This is a genomic window from Micromonospora alfalfae (assembly GCF_022230925.1).
Classification (GTDB): Bacteria; Actinomycetota; Actinomycetes; order Mycobacteriales; family Micromonosporaceae; genus Micromonospora; species Micromonospora alfalfae.
Map to the genome: position 1 here is coordinate 107,605 of NZ_JAKKFH010000018.1, position 14,541 is coordinate 122,145.

At 71.5% G+C, this 14,541-nt stretch carries 16 protein-coding genes and 1 riboswitch; of the genes, 6 read left to right on the forward strand and 10 right to left on the reverse strand.

The features are described from left to right. Positions 1-75: 75 nt before the first annotated feature. Positions 76-216 carry a hypothetical protein gene (locus tag MED01_RS15705; RefSeq protein ID WP_167457726.1) on the reverse strand — a complete coding sequence of 47 codons (141 nt, stop codon included), beginning with the start codon at positions 214-216 and terminating at the stop codon, positions 76-78. A 32-nt stretch (positions 217-248) separates the two neighbouring features. After that, positions 249-360: riboswitch (SAM riboswitch) on the reverse strand. Between the two features lie 86 nt (positions 361-446). Next, positions 447-2,387 (reverse strand): amino acid transporter, encoded by a 1,941-nt coding sequence (locus tag MED01_RS15710; protein WP_238669310.1) that lies wholly within the window; start codon positions 2,385-2,387, stop codon positions 447-449. Between the two features lie 174 nt (positions 2,388-2,561). Between MED01_RS15710 and corA the strand changes: the two genes are divergently transcribed. Further along, the gene (corA, locus tag MED01_RS15715) at positions 2,562-3,692 is read left to right on the forward strand and encodes a magnesium/cobalt transporter CorA (RefSeq protein WP_238669311.1); all 1,131 of its coding nucleotides are present in this window, start codon (positions 2,562-2,564) and stop codon (positions 3,690-3,692) included. A 15-nt stretch (positions 3,693-3,707) separates the two neighbouring features. On the opposite strand, the gene MED01_RS15720 is transcribed toward corA, so the two are convergent. Continuing rightward, positions 3,708-3,893: a hypothetical protein gene (locus MED01_RS15720; RefSeq protein WP_091401337.1), complete on the reverse strand. Its 186-nt coding sequence runs from the start codon at positions 3,891-3,893 to the stop codon at positions 3,708-3,710. 209 nt (positions 3,894-4,102) lie between these two features. Then, a complete protein-coding gene (locus MED01_RS15725) occupies positions 4,103-4,618 on the reverse strand; it encodes a 2'-5' RNA ligase family protein (protein WP_238669312.1) in 516 nt (171 codons plus the stop codon). Positions 4,619-4,696: 78 nt separating this feature from the next. Here MED01_RS15725 and MED01_RS15730 point away from each other — a divergent pair, with 78 nt between their 5' ends. After that, complete coding sequence (locus MED01_RS15730) at positions 4,697-5,206, forward strand: mycothiol transferase (protein ID WP_238669313.1); 510 nt, start codon at positions 4,697-4,699, stop codon at positions 5,204-5,206. Positions 5,207-5,215: 9 nt separating this feature from the next. On the opposite strand, the gene MED01_RS15735 is transcribed toward MED01_RS15730, so the two are convergent. Next, positions 5,216-6,262 (reverse strand): NAD(P)-dependent alcohol dehydrogenase, encoded by a 1,047-nt coding sequence (locus tag MED01_RS15735; protein WP_238669314.1) that lies wholly within the window; start codon positions 6,260-6,262, stop codon positions 5,216-5,218. Positions 6,263-6,422: 160 nt separating this feature from the next. Between MED01_RS15735 and MED01_RS15740 the strand changes: the two genes are divergently transcribed. Together MED01_RS15740 and MED01_RS15745 are read left to right on the forward strand one after the other, a co-directional pair. Then, entirely contained in the window at positions 6,423-6,845 is a 423-nt protein-coding gene (locus MED01_RS15740) for an SCP2 sterol-binding domain-containing protein (RefSeq protein ID WP_238669315.1), read from the forward strand. Next, entirely contained in the window at positions 6,842-8,908 is a 2,067-nt protein-coding gene (locus MED01_RS15745) for an amylo-alpha-1,6-glucosidase (protein ID WP_238669316.1), read from the forward strand. Before MED01_RS15740 ends, MED01_RS15745 begins: the two co-directional genes overlap by 4 nt. A gap of 43 nt (positions 8,909-8,951) precedes the next feature. Here the strand turns inward: MED01_RS15745 and MED01_RS15750 are convergent, their stop codons facing one another. After that, positions 8,952-9,455 carry a DinB family protein gene (locus tag MED01_RS15750; protein WP_238669317.1) on the reverse strand — a complete coding sequence of 168 codons (504 nt, stop codon included), beginning with the start codon at positions 9,453-9,455 and terminating at the stop codon, positions 8,952-8,954. A 126-nt stretch (positions 9,456-9,581) separates the two neighbouring features. Here MED01_RS15750 and MED01_RS15755 point away from each other — a divergent pair, with 126 nt between their 5' ends. After that, positions 9,582-10,487, forward strand: a complete 906-nt coding sequence (locus tag MED01_RS15755) for a DUF72 domain-containing protein (RefSeq protein WP_238669318.1) — start codon at positions 9,582-9,584, stop codon at positions 10,485-10,487. A gap of 36 nt (positions 10,488-10,523) precedes the next feature. Here the strand turns inward: MED01_RS15755 and MED01_RS15760 are convergent, their stop codons facing one another. Both MED01_RS15760 and MED01_RS15765 read right to left on the reverse strand, forming a co-directional pair. Continuing rightward, the gene (locus MED01_RS15760; RefSeq protein ID WP_238669319.1) at positions 10,524-10,895 is read right to left on the reverse strand and encodes a hypothetical protein; all 372 of its coding nucleotides are present in this window, start codon (positions 10,893-10,895) and stop codon (positions 10,524-10,526) included. A 197-nt stretch (positions 10,896-11,092) separates the two neighbouring features. After that, on the reverse strand, positions 11,093-11,722 hold the full coding sequence (locus tag MED01_RS15765) for a hypothetical protein (RefSeq protein WP_238669320.1): 630 nt from the start codon (positions 11,720-11,722) through the stop codon (positions 11,093-11,095). Between the two features lie 197 nt (positions 11,723-11,919). On the opposite strand from MED01_RS15765, the gene MED01_RS15770 reads away from it, so the two are divergent. Then, positions 11,920-12,090, forward strand: a complete 171-nt coding sequence (locus tag MED01_RS15770; RefSeq protein WP_196922054.1) for a hypothetical protein — start codon at positions 11,920-11,922, stop codon at positions 12,088-12,090. 19 nt (positions 12,091-12,109) lie between these two features. Here MED01_RS15770 and MED01_RS15775 read toward each other — a convergent pair whose 3' ends face one another. Continuing rightward, a complete protein-coding gene (locus MED01_RS15775) occupies positions 12,110-12,973 on the reverse strand; it encodes an alpha/beta hydrolase family protein (protein ID WP_238669321.1) in 864 nt (287 codons plus the stop codon). A 140-nt stretch (positions 12,974-13,113) separates the two neighbouring features. Beyond that, on the reverse strand, positions 13,114-14,370 hold the full coding sequence (locus MED01_RS15780; RefSeq protein WP_238669322.1) for an SGNH/GDSL hydrolase family protein: 1,257 nt from the start codon (positions 14,368-14,370) through the stop codon (positions 13,114-13,116). Between the last annotated feature and the right edge of the window lie 171 nt (positions 14,371-14,541).

Genomic DNA, 14,541 nt, shown 5'->3' on the forward strand with positions numbered 1-14,541 from the left:
GGCGCGTATCGACGTGCGCCACCGACGGCACGCCCGATGGGCGTACCGGTGGGAAACGAGCTGGGGAAGGGGGTGCTAGAGCGCGGTGCCGCGACGACAGGCGGCGCTGCACATTCGCATCATGTCCACGTGCCGCCGCCGGATCAGTGCGGGCGAGGGTCGACCGGTGCGGGAGTCCGCGACGTCGGTCGGTGGGGTGGTGCTGAGGATGCGCATGGTTCTCCCGGGTCTGTGCTGACCTGGGTGCCAGGCCACGCTTGCACCGACGTCCTGCCGGTGCCTGGTCTTCACCCGGGGCACCCCACCGCGGAGGAGGGTTGCCGGCCAGCGAGCCGGGGCTTCGCGCTGGCGCTCATGACCTGCGCCGAGGCTAGCAGCACGAACGGGTGGATCGTCCAGTCGGTATGACCACGCTCACTGTGCGCGACGGGCTGTCGACTCGCAGGTCAGCCGGCGTGCACGTGCGGTCGACGGTGCGGGTCGGGCTCCTGGCGGCGCAGGATCTCCCGGGTCACCGAGGCGATGGCGCCCTGTCCGAACGCCAGGTAGCGCAGGAAGTTGCGGGTTGGGCCGCCCTCGGACCACTCGAAGTAGATGTGGGGGCGGCGACGGCTGCGGTCACGGATCTCCAGCAGCAGGGCGGCGAGCGCGGTGGGCACCGACGAGCTGGCCAGGCTGAGCACCGGGAAGCGGCCGTCGACCACGCTGCCGCGGACCAGCAGCTCGGTCTCGAAGTCGGACGGGTCGGTGACAGTGACCTCGACGAAGATGACGTCGCTGTCGTCGGGAAAGTCGTTGTCCGCCATGGTCTGCGCCAGCTTCGCGTGGTACTCCGCCTCGTCGCGCCGGTCGGGTTCGTGCGCGATGAGGCGGATCCGCCGTCCGGCGCGCTCGTCGATCATCCGGGCCGCGGCGTGGTCCAGCTCAACGTGGTCGACGCGCAGCTCGTAGGCCCGCCTCAGCCGGGACAGCGCCGACACCAGGATGATCCCGCCGATGAAACAGCCCGCGATCTTGACGCCGCTCGGGCGCTCCACCACGTTCGCCAGCGTGGTGTAGACGAAAATCACCGCGATGACCCCGAACGCGATGGTGCGGCCGCGCTGACGCTGCCGGAGCGCCGCGAGCGTCACCGCCGTCGCGGCCGAGGTGATCAACACCAGGACCCCGGTGGCGTACGCGCCGCCCTGCGCGTCCACGCTGGCCTCGAAGATGATCGTGATCAGGAACGCCACGGCGGTGAAGACCAGCACCAGCGGCCGGACGGCTCGCGCCCAGGTCGGCGCCATGCCGTAACGGGGCAGGTAGCGCGGCACGAGGTTGAGCAGACCAGCCATCGCGGATGCCCCGGCGAACCAGAGAATTCCGATGGTGGACAGGTCGTAGATGGTGCCGAACACCTCGCCGAGGTGGGCGTGCGCCAGGTAGGCCAGCGCGCGCCCGTTCGCCGGCCCGCCCGGCTGGAAGGCCTCCGGCGGAATGAGCACTGTGGTCGTCACACTGCTGGTGATCAGGAAGACGCTCATAATCACCGCCGCGGTGGTGAGCAGCCGGCGGGCGCCACGGATCCGGCCCAGCGGTTGGGCCTCCGAGTCCTGCGGGTCACCCCGTACGCTCGGCATGACCGCCACCCCGGTCTCGAAGCCGGACAGACCCAACGCCAGCTTCGGAAAGACCAGCAGCGACAACCCGACCACCAGCCACGGATCGCCGTGCCCGGTGGTCAGCGCGGTGGTCCAGTCACCTACCGCGCTCGGGTGCGTCACCACCCGCCACAGCGCGTCGGCCACCACCACGGCATTCAGCGTCAGGTAGACCGCGACCAGCACGACGGCGATCCCGATGGCCTCGGCGAATCCCTTGAGGAACACCGTGCCCAGCAGCGACAGCAGCAGCAGCGTGACCAGCACCTCGTGACCCTTGAGCCCGCTCGGCCAGAACGGGTTCTCGTCGATGTGCGCCGTCGCGTCGGCGGCCGAGAGGGTGATGGTGATGATGAAGTCGGTGGCCGCGAAACCGAGCAGCACCAGCACCAGCAACTTGCCCGGCCAGTAGCTCAGCAGGCGTACCAGCATCGCGATGGAGCCCTCACCGTGCGGGCTCTCCACCGCCACCCGCCGGTAGACCGGCAGCGCCCCCAGCAGGGTCACCAGCACCAGCACCACCGTCGCCACCGGTGAGAGCGCCCCGGCGGCCAGCGCCGCGATGCCCGGCTGGTAACCCAGCGTGGAGAAGTAGTCGACGCCGGTCAGGCACATCACCTTCCACCACGGGTGGTGCCGGTGCTCCGGCGGGCGCCCGTGCGGCCCCGGGTGCTGCACGGCCTGGTCCGAGCCGGCGTCGAGCAGCCACCCCCGCAACCGGCCGGCGCGTCTGTCGACAGTCACCGGCGCGTCCCCCGTCATCCCAACCCCGGTCACCGTGAGTATCCGCCCGCCGGGCCGGCCCCGTCCGCCGGTGTGCGGAACCCAGCCGACGCCACTGCGGGTTTCAGGGCCCAGGACACTGGGGAAGCAGCGCCCCGGGCTGGATGGGACGGCACCCGGGGGAGGGGACAGGGCATGGTCGGCGGCCGTCGCTTCCGCCCGGGTGATGGCTTCGGACGCCAACTCGACGAGTACGAGACGACTGTCGGCGTGGCGCCGTCCGCGGAGTCACCCGGCGCGTCCCACGGCGGCCTGGTGGACAGCGCGGTCTACCTCCGGGGGCACCGGTTCGCCTCGCCGTCCGGCCTCGCCGAAACGTACCGCTGTCTCCAGGAGCAGGACGGCGCGATGGCCTGGATCGGGTTGTACCGGCCGGACATCGAGCAGATCACCTCGCTGGCGCGGGAGTTTCGGCTGCACGACCTGGCGGTCGAGGACGCGATCAACGCCCACCAGCGGCCCAAGCTGGAGCGGTACGGGCACACCCTGTTCGTGGTGCTGCGCGCCGCCCGCTACGACGACCTCCGGGAGGAGGTCGAGTTCTCCGAGCTGCACCTGTTCATCGGCCCGGGCTTCGTGGTCACCGTGCGACACGGCGAGGCGCCCGACCTGGCCGCGGTGCGGCGGCGGCTGGAGACCGAGGCGCAGATGCTCGCCCGGGGGCCGGAGGCGGTCCTCTACGCGATCCTCGACCAGGTCGTCGACGGGTACGCGCCGGTGGTGGCCGGACTGGAGAACGACATCGACGAGATCGAGACCCAGGTGTTCGGTGGCGACCCGAACGCCAGCCGGCGCATCTACGGGCTCAGCCGCGAGGTCATCCAGTTCCAGCGGGCCGCCCGTCCGCTGCTCAGCGTGCTCGACGCGCTGGCCGACGGCGCCGGCAGCGCCAGCGCCGACGAGGAACTGCGCCGCTATCTGCGTGACGTCACCGACCACCTGACCCAGGTGGTGGAGCGGGTGGACGGTTTCCGGCACCTGTTGCAGAACATCCTCACCGTCAACGCCACCCTCGTCTCGCAGCAGCAGAACGAGGAGATGCGCAGCCTCACCGCGGCCAGCTACAGCCAGAACGAGGAGCTGAAGAAGGTCTCCTCCTGGGCGGCGATCCTCTTCGCTCCCACGCTCATCGGCACCGTGTACGGCATGAACTTCATCCACATGCCGGAGCTGAACTGGCGCTTGGGTTACCTCTTCGCGCTGCTGCTGATGCTGCTGGTCTGCGGCACCCTCTATGTGATCTTCAAGCGGCGCGGCTGGCTCTGAGCCGCGCGGCCGGGATCACTCGATGCCGCGCAGGATGTGCCGCTCGTCCTCGACGTCGTCGTCGCCGGCACCGATCCGGCCGAGCAGTACGGCCGCCGCCCAGATAGTCAGTGGCGTGGCCGCCCCGGTCATTCCGCCGCCGGTCCGGTCGTCCCGGGTCTGGCTCCGCTCCGTGCGCGGTGGCCTGCGCTGAGCCTGCATGGGCCCTGCCTCTCCTCGTCGAAGCCGCCGTGGGCGGCGCGGGGTGACCCCGCGCCACACCGGCCGGGCGGACCGCCTACGAGCAGCCCACCACCGGTACGACAGCCACTCGAACCTTCCCACGCCCGGCCACATCCGCACCGCTTGTTTTCGGGTTTCCGACTGTCGCCCGCCAAACCGGACATTACGCCTCGACGATCGAGGCGCGGTCAAGGCAGCGGGTAGGCGATGCCGCGCGCGTGGTCGGTGAGCGCCGCGCCGACCACTGTCGCGGCCAGCGGCAACACCTCCAGACAGCGGCGCACTGCGGCGGCCATCAGCGTGTTCGGCACCCGCATGGAGAGCGTGCAGTGCGGCACCCACCGCCCCGGCTGGTAGTGCTCGGCGAGGGCGATGCCGGCGGCGGCGAGCCGGTCGTGCACCAGCCGGTGGTGCGCCAGCAACTCCGGTGTGGGTGCCGGGCCGAGCCAGAGCACCCGACCGACGAACTGGCCCGCGTACTGGAAGTCGAGCCGCAGCGGGGCGGCCACCACCGTCCCCTTCAGCGCCTCGGCGACCTGCTCCCTGTCGAACCGGGGTGCCACCATGAGCGAGACGTGCGGGCGGTGGCGCTGCTCCAGCAGCGAGCGCATGCTCTGCACGCCCTCGGCCTCCAGGGCGTCCCAGAGCACCCGGATCCGGCGGGTGGCGTCCGGGTCCAGGTACAACTCCACCGCGGCGACCATTCGATCACCGTAGCGGCCGAGGTTTGCCCGTCCGGGGCCGGCGGTACCTGTGAGGGAACCGACCAGGAAGGCGTACCCGTGGACGTGAATGACCTGCTGACCGAGGCGTATGACCGGCTGCCCGACCTCGTCCGCGCGGCCGTCGACGGCCTCAGCCCCGAGCAACTGCGCCACCAGCCCGCCCCGGGCGCCAACTCGGTCGGCTGGCTGGTCTGGCACCTCACCCGGGTGCAGGACCACCACGTCGCCGACCTGCTCGACGCCGAGCAGATCTGGGTGAGCGGCGACTGGGCGGGTCGGTTCGGGCTCGCCGCCGACCCCGACAACACCGGCTACGGGCACTCGCCCGCCCAGGTCGCTGCGGTGCGGCCGGAGAGCGCACAGGCGCTGATCGACTACTACCAGGCGGTCGCGGCGCGTACCGGACGCTTCCTGGCCGGCCTGGGTCCGGCGGACCTGGACCGTGTGGTCGACGAGGCGTGGGACCCGCCGGTCACTCTCGGCGTCAGGTTGGTCAGCATCGTTGACGACGACCTGCAACACGTGGGCCAGGCCGCCTACGTGCGCGGCCTCATCGAGGCCGACTGAACGCCGGGGTCACGGCACGATCACCGCCCGGCCCTCCAGTGTGCCGTCGCGCATCTGGCGGTACGCGTCCAGAGCGTCGTCCAGCGCGAAGGTGGTGGTCTTCGGACGGACCAGGCCCTGGGCACCCAGGTCGAGCACCTCCACCAGTTCCGGGCGGCTGCCCCAGTAGGTGGTCGCGATGCTCACCTCGTAGGGCACGGAGAAGAACGACACCCCCACGCTGCCTCCGCCGATCCCCACGATGGTCAGGTCGCCAACGGTGCGGGCCGCCGCCACGCCGAGCGCCAGGGTGGTGTCCGTGCCGACGAAGTCCAGCACCACGTCGGCGCCCCGCCCCCCGGTGGCGTCCCGGATCTCCTCGGCGGCGGTCGGTCCGGCGGTCACGGTGCGCTCGGCGCCGCACTCCTCGGCCAGCCGCAGCGCCTCAGCTCGGGTGTCCACGGCGACCACGCGCGCGGCTGTGGTGGCCTTGAGGATCTGCACACCCACATGCCCCAGCCCGCCGACCCCGATCACGACTGCCGTGCTGCCCGGTGGCAGCTTCGGCCAGGAACGCCGGATGGCGTGGTACGGGGTGAGTCCCGCGTCGGTCAACGGTGCGGCTTGCGCCGGATCCAGGCCCTCCGGAAGAGGCACGACGTGCCGCGCGTCCGGGACCAGCTCGAACTCGGCCATGCCGCCGTCCAGTCCGAGCCCGCCGCCCCCGCTCGGTACCGGCGCGGCGGACGGGTTCTCGCAGTACGGGTCGACCCCGACCCGGCATCGGGCGCAGGTGCCGCAGCCCCACGCGCCGAAGACGGCGACCGGTTGGCCGACGGACAACCCGGTCACCCCATCGCCGAGGGCGTGCACCCAGCCGGCGTTCTCGTGCCCGAGGGTGAACGGTGGGTTCCAGGGCATCGTGCCGGGCTCGAACTCGTCCATGAGGTGCAGGTCGGAATGGCAGGCGCCGGCACCGCCGACCCGGACCACCACCTGACCCGGCCCCGGCGTCGGATCGGGAACCTCGACCAACTCCGGTTCCGACCTCCACTCCCGCAACCGCAGCGCGCGCATACCGCTACTCCCGTCCGTCTCGACTGAACCATGGGCTGCCCACCTCGTTCCAGAACAAACAAGCCGAGGCCAGGACAGATCTGGCACCTCACCCGTTCCGGGTGAACCGGGCTCACCCCGACGCGGGTGATCCTGCGGGAAACCGTGGGGAGGGGACCCGATGGGCGCGACGGCGGAGCAGTACCTGCGACAGCTGGACACCGGTCGGCGGCCCGACCTGCCGGAGACCACAGCGGGGACGCTGCGGTTGGATGTCCGCGACGACGGCAGCACCAATCACTGGTACCTGACCATCGCCGACCAGCAGGTCCGGGTGACCCGCTCGGCCGACGACGCCGAGCTGGTGGTGCGGGCCGACCGGGCGGTCTTCGACCGGATGGCCCGCGGCGGGCTGCACCCGGGCGCGGGCCTGTTGCGCAACGAGCTGACCGTGCAGGGCAACATGCAACTGCTGATGCTGCTGCGGCGGATCTTCCCCGGGCCGGACGGCGCCCGTCATCCGCACGAGCTGGGCCGGGCCGCGCTGGCCGGCCGGGCCGGGCACGCTGGGCCCGAGACGACCGCTCGGGATGAGCGGTCGTGAAGCAGGAACTGGTGCACCTCATCGCGGGCAACGTGTTCGCCATCAGCGACGCCCAGGGCGACATCGAGGCCGAACCGCAGGCTCCGTCCGGACTCTTCGCGTACGACACCAGATTCCTGTCCCACTGGGTGCTCAGGATCGACGGTGAACGGATCAACGCGCTCTCCCGCGACGACCTCACCTACTTCGAAACCCGGTTCTTCCTGGTCCCCGGTGCGGCGAGCCACTACGTCGACGCCGACGTGTCGATCATCAGGCACCGCTCGGTGCACGACTGCTTCCACGAGAACATCACGGTGCTCAACCACTCGTCGCAGCCCGCCGAGTTCACCGTCCGGGTGGAGATGGCCAGCGACTTCACCGACATCGTCGAGGTCGGGCAGCTCGGGCAGCTCCGGCAGCGGGCCATCGAGGTCACCGCCGACCCGGCGCGTCACCGCCTCGTGCTGCGCTACCAGCGGGACCGGTTCGTTCGCGAAACCACAGTGCGCAGCACCGTCCCCGCCGAGGTGGACGAGCGGGGGATGACGTTCCGGATCCGGATCGAACCCGAGGGGAAGTGGGAGACCGATCTGCACGTCAGCGTGACAATGGGTGGCGCGGAGGGCCGGGATCTCCGCACCGACCTGCAGTCGCACCAGCAGACCGTACGGACGGGGATGCGCGAGGACCTGGCGCAGTGGCTGGACCGGGCGCCGCAGCTGGTGGCCGAACGCAAGGGCCTGGAGGAGCTCTACCAGGGCAGCCTCGCGGACCTGGCGGCGCTGCGCTACCAGCCGCTGTCATACCGCGAGCGGGTGCCCATCGGTGGTCTGCCGTGGGCGATGGGGTTGTGTGGCCGGGACGCCCTCATCACCTGCCTCCAGACGGTGGCCTTCACCCCCGAACTGGCTCCGGCGACGCTACGGATGCTGGCGCTCATGCAGGGCGGCCAACTCGACGACGCGTTGGACGAGGAGCCCGGCAAGATCCTGGCCCACCTCCGGTACGGCGAGACGGGGGCGTTCAGCGACCGGGTGAGCGCGCTCTACTACGGTGCGGCGGACACCACACCGCTCTTCGTCGTGCTGCTCGACGAGTACGAGCGCTGGTCCGGTGACGCGGACCTGGTCCGCGAGCTGCGCCACCCGGCCCGGATGGCGCTGGACTGGATCGACGAGTACGGCGACCTGACCGGGGACGGCTACCTGCGCTACCAGCGCCGCAACGAGCGCGACGGCACGATCAACCAGTGCTGGAAGGACTCCCCGGACGCCATCGTCGACGCCCACGGTCGGCAACCCGCCTTCCCCCGGGCCACCTGCGAGTTGCAGGGCTACGCGTACGACGCGAAGCGGCGTGGCGCCCGGATGGCCCGGGAGTTCTGGGGCGACCCCGCGTACGCCGACCGGTTGGAACGGGAGGCGGAAGCGCTGAAGGAGCGCTTCAACACTGACTTCTGGCTGCCACACCGGGAGTACTACGCGTTGGCGCTCGACCCGTACGGCGAACCGGTCGACGCGCTGGCCTCCAACATCGGGCATCTGCTGTGGAGCGGGATCGTTGCGGACGACCGGGCGGAGGCGGTCGCCGGGCACCTGGTCGGGCCGCGGCTGTTCAACGGGTGGGGGGTACGCACGTTCGCCACGGGGCAGCGCACGTACAACCCGGTGGGCACGCACCTGGGCGCGGTGTGGCCGTCGGACAACGCGCTGATCGCGGCCGGTTTGCGCCGCTACCGCCTCGACGTGCAGGCGGCCCGGATCGCGGACGGCATCTTCGACATGGCGCAGACGCTCGGTGGCGCGGCGCCGGAGATGATCGCCGGCTACGAGCGCAGCCTGACGACCTACCCCGTGCAGTTGGCGACGAGTTGCCGCCCGCAGGCGTGGTCGTCGGGAGCGTTGCTGATGCTGCTCGGCACCATGCTGGGCCTGCGACCCACCGGCGACAACCTGTTGGTGAACCCGGCGGTGCCGGAGGGGTTCGGTCGGCTGGAACTGCTGGACATCCCGGGCCGTTGGGGTCACTCCGACGCCTACGCGAGAGACCGGACCACCGAACGCCGGCACGGTCTGCGGTGAGGCGGTGCGGCAGCGCTCGGCCCGGCGACGGTCGGTGTCGGAGTCAGCCCATGGTCTTGGCGCCGTCGATCGACTCCCGCAGGATGTCGGCGTGCCCGGCGTGCTGGGCCGTCTCGGCGATCAGGTGCAGCAGCACCCGGCGGATCGTCCAGCTCGCACCCGCCTCGAACCAGGGCGCCTGCGGCAGCGGGTGCGCCGCGTCCAGGTCCAGGGTGGCGGCCAACTCGTCGGTCTGGGCGGCGACCTCCTGGAAGCGCTCGACCAGCCCGGCGAGGGTCTCGCCCGGCAACATCTGGAACTGACCGACCCAGTCGATCTCCTCGCGGCCCATCGCCTCCGCGCCGCCGACGGCGAAGAGCATCCACCGGTGCTCGACGCCGGACACGTGCTTGATGAGGCCGCCGAGGCAGAGCCCGCTGACGGTGGGGCGGCTGGCCGCCTGCTCGTCGGTGAGCCCGTCGACCGTCTGCAGGAGGAAACCGCGGTGCCTGCGGAGTGTCTGCAGGAGGTCGGTGCGCTCACCGGTGAGCTGCTCAGTGCTGGTCATGCCGCCACCCTTCGTTGATGTCCACCCGGTGCCACCGTAGGGCGCGGCACCGACACTTTGCGGGCACGACACCGGTCGACCCGCCAGCGGTTGCCGATCGGCGCCGGCGGCGGTCCACTGGATGACATGGGTGTGATTAAGGTGGGCACGTCGTCCTGGGCGGACCAGTCCCTGCTGCGCTCCGGGTGGTACCCACGCTCGGCCAGCACGCCGGCCCGTCGACTGGGCTTCTACGCCAGCCAGTTCCCGATGGTCGAGGTGGACACGTCCTACTACGCCATACCGGTGCCGGAGACGACCCAGGGCTGGGTGGACGCCACACCTGACGACTTCACCTTCGACGTCAAGGCGTTCAGCCTCTTCACCGGTCACCCGACACCGGTCGCCGTGCTGCCCCGGGACCTGCGACCGGCCAGCGGTCCGAGCCGGATCCGCCGCCGAGACCTGCCGGAGCCGGCGTACGACGAGCTGTGGGCCCGGTTCCACGCGGCCCTCGACCCGATCGCGGCCGCCGGCAAGCTCGGCGTGGTGATGTTGCAGTTCCCGCCGTGGCTGGTGCGCAGCCCCGCGGCGGAACGCCGGATCGTCGAGCTGGCGCAGCGCTGCCGGCCGTGGCGGGTCGCTGTCGAGCTGCGGCACGGCTCCTGGTTGGACGACGACGGCGCGGCGGACACTCTGGACCTGCTCCGCGCCCACGACCTGTCAGTGGTCTGCGTCGACATGCCACAGGGGCACCCGTCGTCGGTGCCACCGATCCTGACCATGACGGCGGAACCGGCGATCGTCCGGTTCCATGGTCACAGCGACGCCTGGGGCGAGGGCGACAAGCAGGAGAAGTTCCGGTACGCGTACGCCGAGGACGAGCTGCGGCACTGGGCCGGGCTGCTGGCCGAGTTCGCCGATGCCCCCGACGAGCTGCACGTGCTGTTCAACAACTGCTGCGCCGGGCAGGCCCAGCGCGATGCCACCAGGCTGGCGCAGGTGCTCGCCGAGACGATGCTCGTCGAGCAGGCCGTCCCGGCGACCGGCTGATCGCGGCACGGGCCGCCCGGCCGGGCACCGGTCCGCTCAGGACCGTCGTCCCCGGCTGCGCAGGGCGTCCTGGGTCGACTCGCCGATGTCCGCGTCGTCGGGAAAGCTCCGACCGCTGGGGGCGGGATCGGGTGGGGCACCCGGCCCGGCCATCGTCGTACGGGTCGGCTCCACCGACCCGAAGCCGTGTCGTCCCGCCGGGTCGGACCGGCCCGCCGGAGCACCCGCGCGTCGCTCTCCGCGCCGCCCCTCGGGCACCGCGGTCTCCTCGCTGCCCTCGTCCATCGGTGAGTCGTCGCCAGTGCCCCAGGGCGCGTCGGCGTCGAAGCCGTCGCCGGTGCCCCACGGCTTGGTCGCCTCCGGCTCCAGCCGGTCGTTGTCACCGCTGCGTCCCTTGTGCGCCGTCATGGCCACCCCGCTCGTCGGTCCGCCGCCGCCGGCGGACGATGTGCCCTGCCCAGGCCGGGACAGCCGGCCCGAGTGCGGCGTACGACAGGTCGCCGGCACGCCGCCGCGCGCGGGATCCGTCGTCGCTCCGGTGCGCGCGTAGGGCCGACCAGCGCCCCGCCGTCGAGGTGGCGGCGGGACGCCGGCCGGCCCGACGTTCAGCGTCCGGCCATCGCCATCGGCCGCTTGCCGTTGCTCATTCCCGCCATCTTGATCATGGTCTTCGAGGCGCCCTTCATCCCACCGGCGCGACCGAGCATCCCGCGGAACACCTGGCCGGGCTTCTGCTGCTCACCCATGTACGCGGTGACCACCACCAGGGTCCCGGTCAGCGCCGGAATGGCCCACTGGAGCAGCTTCATCTGCCGCTGCGACGAGGCCACGCTGGCCGGGGTCTGGTGGTTCGGCTCGGTGGCGCCGCTCACCGACGGACCGCCCGCCTTCTCCAGCCGCATGCCGACCAACCGGCTGTAGCCGGTGACCGCCAGCGCGCCGATGGTCAACGCGGTCTTGATGGCGCTGGCCCGGCCCACGCCGGACTGGGCCGCCACCCGTGGGCTCTCGGTCACCAACTCACCGACGGCGCCGGCGAGGTGGGCGCCGATCGCGGCCGCGTTGACCGGTGTCCACTTGGACCATCCGGCCGAGGCGACCGGGAGCCGCTGGGTCGAGTCGCTGATTTTCGCCGCTGCGCCGTTGACGCCGAAGGCACCCATGAGGGAGCCGCCAAACCAGGCCGCCAGGCCCAGATCGTGCATCGAGCGCAGTGCGGTGTGCCGTTCGGACATGTGATCCCCTTCCGCCGTGTCGGGCGGTGCGGCTTACCCGCCGGTCGGGCAGCTAACCCCGCCCCGCCTGGGCCGATGCGGCCCGTGGCGGGCAGTTACCGGACATCGGTGGCGTCGGTGGGTCGGCATGGCCCGGGCAGGAGTCGTTCGCCCGGTGGCGGGTAGATCCCGAGCGACGCCGACGAGAGGGGAACGCGATGTCGCAGCCGGACGAGAGCCGGGAGAAGACCCCCAAAACAGACGCGGTGCTCATGCACCCCGACAACGACCCACACCGGAACACCGCAGAGGTCGCGCCCCGCAAGGAGCACGGCGAGATCCAGGTGGAACGCGACGGTGAACTGGTGCCGCTGGACCAGGACGAGTGAGCCGACCGGTCGGTACGGCTCAGCGGGGCGGCAGGTCGCCGGCGAAACCGGCGATCCGCCGTGCCAGCGGGACGCTCGCGCGAACCCAGGTGAAGTGGTCCAACGTCGCACCGGCCTGCGCCACTGAGTACCGCTCCCGGGTCACCGGCGCGCCGGCGAGCTTCGCGCAGAGGTGATCCATGGTCTCGTGCGGGGTGAACTGGTCGTCGTCCACACTGACTGCCAGCACCGGGGTCCGCACCGCGCGGACCGCCGCCTCGGTGTCCGTACCGTCGAGCCGGGGAAATCGGCCGGTCCGCGCGGTGTGGGCCCAGTCGCGCATCACGCCGCGTGCCTGCCGACCGCCGAAGCCCCAGCCCGGCCAGACCCCGAACAGCGCGGCGGTGGCGGCGATCCCCTGGGTGTAGGGCAGCACGCCGAGGCCCCGTCGGCCCGGGTAGGTCCGCCAGTACGGGATGCCGACAGCGATCAGCGCCAACCCGTCCACCTCGTCGCCGCCGTGCAGGGCGAGGTGCAGCAGCGCGGCCTGCCCGCCGAGCGAGTGCCCGAGAAGCAGTCGGGTGCGTCCGTCCAGTCGTGGTTTGAGGGCGGCCAGGACGGCGCCGACGTCGTCGGCCAGTTCGGCGTAACCGTGCCGGTCCGCCCGGCTCGGCGCGGGCGTGCTCGCCCCGGTGCCGCGCAGGTCGGCCACGACCACGCCCAGCCCGGCGGCGCGCAGCGCGGCGGCGAAGGGCCGGTAGTACCGGGCCCGGACACCCATCGCGGGCCAGATCACGACCATCGGCGCACCCGGCGCTCCGGCCGGCTCCGGGTAGACCTGCACACCCAGCCGGCCGCCATCGACCTCGACGAACTCCTGCGCGTACTCCGCATCCCCGTTCATCGGCCCAGCCTACGGCCTGACGTTACCGCCGGGTAGCAGCAGGCCACCGGCTCGGCGGCCGTTGTGCGGCTGCGCCGCGCGCTCCGCGGACACGACGGAGGGCCCCGCCGACCGGCGGAGCCCTCCGATGGACGCTGTGGTCAGGAGACCGAGATCGCCCCGTTGCTGGCCCGGACACAGGCCACCGAACGGGCGCTGGTGGAGGCCGCGCCGCTCAGGCACTGACCGAGGACCTGGTGCCCGGTGGCGTTCGGGTGCCACGACTCCTGGCAGGTCTGGAAGTAGCTGACGCAGGTGTTGGCGATCCGCTGGATGGCGATCTTGTCCTTACCGGCGAGGCTGGTGACGAAGGTGCCGGTCGCACCGTCCTGGAGCCGGATCGGAGTGGCCAGCGCACCGCTCGGGCTGCTGGTCTGCTCGCAGAGCCGGGCGCCGTTGAAGGCCTGCTGCACGTTCAGGTAGACCAGTTCGTCGGCGGGGAACTCGGCGGCGAGAGTGTCCCGGGTGGACTTCACGATGCTGCCCAGACCCTGCGAGAAGCGGTGCCCGGGCGCCAGGCTGGCCCGGTGGATCGGGCATCCGGCCGCGTACCGCTCGGCCCCCAGGTCACGGAACTTGTCCCGGGTGTCGTCCCGGCTGTCCTCCTCGTGGAACTGCTGGTTCAGGTCCAGCGGCAGCGGGTTCGTGTAGTCCTGGAACACCACCCGGTGCTGCCCGTCCGCGTCCACCTGGTCGAGGGTGGTCAGGATCTGGCGTACGGCCGCTGTGGTCTCCGCGGTCGCGGCGCTGAGCTGCGCGGCGGTGGCCAGGTCGGCGTCGCTGCACGGCTTCTGCTCGACCGGCCCGTTCAGGTACGCCCAGAACTCCCACCAGCCGGTCCAGGCGTCGGCGATGAACCGGTTGGCGCACTTCTCCGCGACGCTGCCGAAGGTGAAGGAGCTGTTGTTGGAGCCGAGGCCGACCAGCACCAGGTCGATGTCCTGGGTCTGCGCGACGGCGCGCAGCTGACTCAGCTGCGAGGCGACGGTACGACCGTTGGTCCGCGCCTGGGAGGCGTTGGCGATGTCGTGCGGCTGCCCACCGGAGCAGGCCAGGTTGAACCGGTTCTGGATGCCCGGCAGGTTGGCCTGGTTGAGCGAGGCGTTCGCCGAACGGTGGCAGAAGTACGCGTTGTTGTTCGCCGCCGTCCAGCCGGGGAAGCCCTGGCTGACTCCGTTGACGTCGACGACAGGGGTGTACGCCCCGGCGCCCTCGCCGCTGATGAAGCTGTCCCCGAGTGCCACCGCGGCGGTGGGTAACGCGGCGGACGCGGGTGCGGGCAGCGCGACGGCGGTCGACAACGCGGCCATGGCGATCGTTAGTCCCGCGGCGAGCGCGGTACGCCGGAACCTGGGCATGGGGCCCCCATCCATCGAAAGATGAAAGATTCTCTGAGAGCGCGATCAGATCACCCCGGCGCGACGGGCGTCAATGGCCCGTAACAGATTCGTTCGACGAACGACACGCGCACGTAGGCAGGAGGGTCTACGGCGTCGAGAGTGGACCCGCGCTCCGGGTTGCCGAACCCA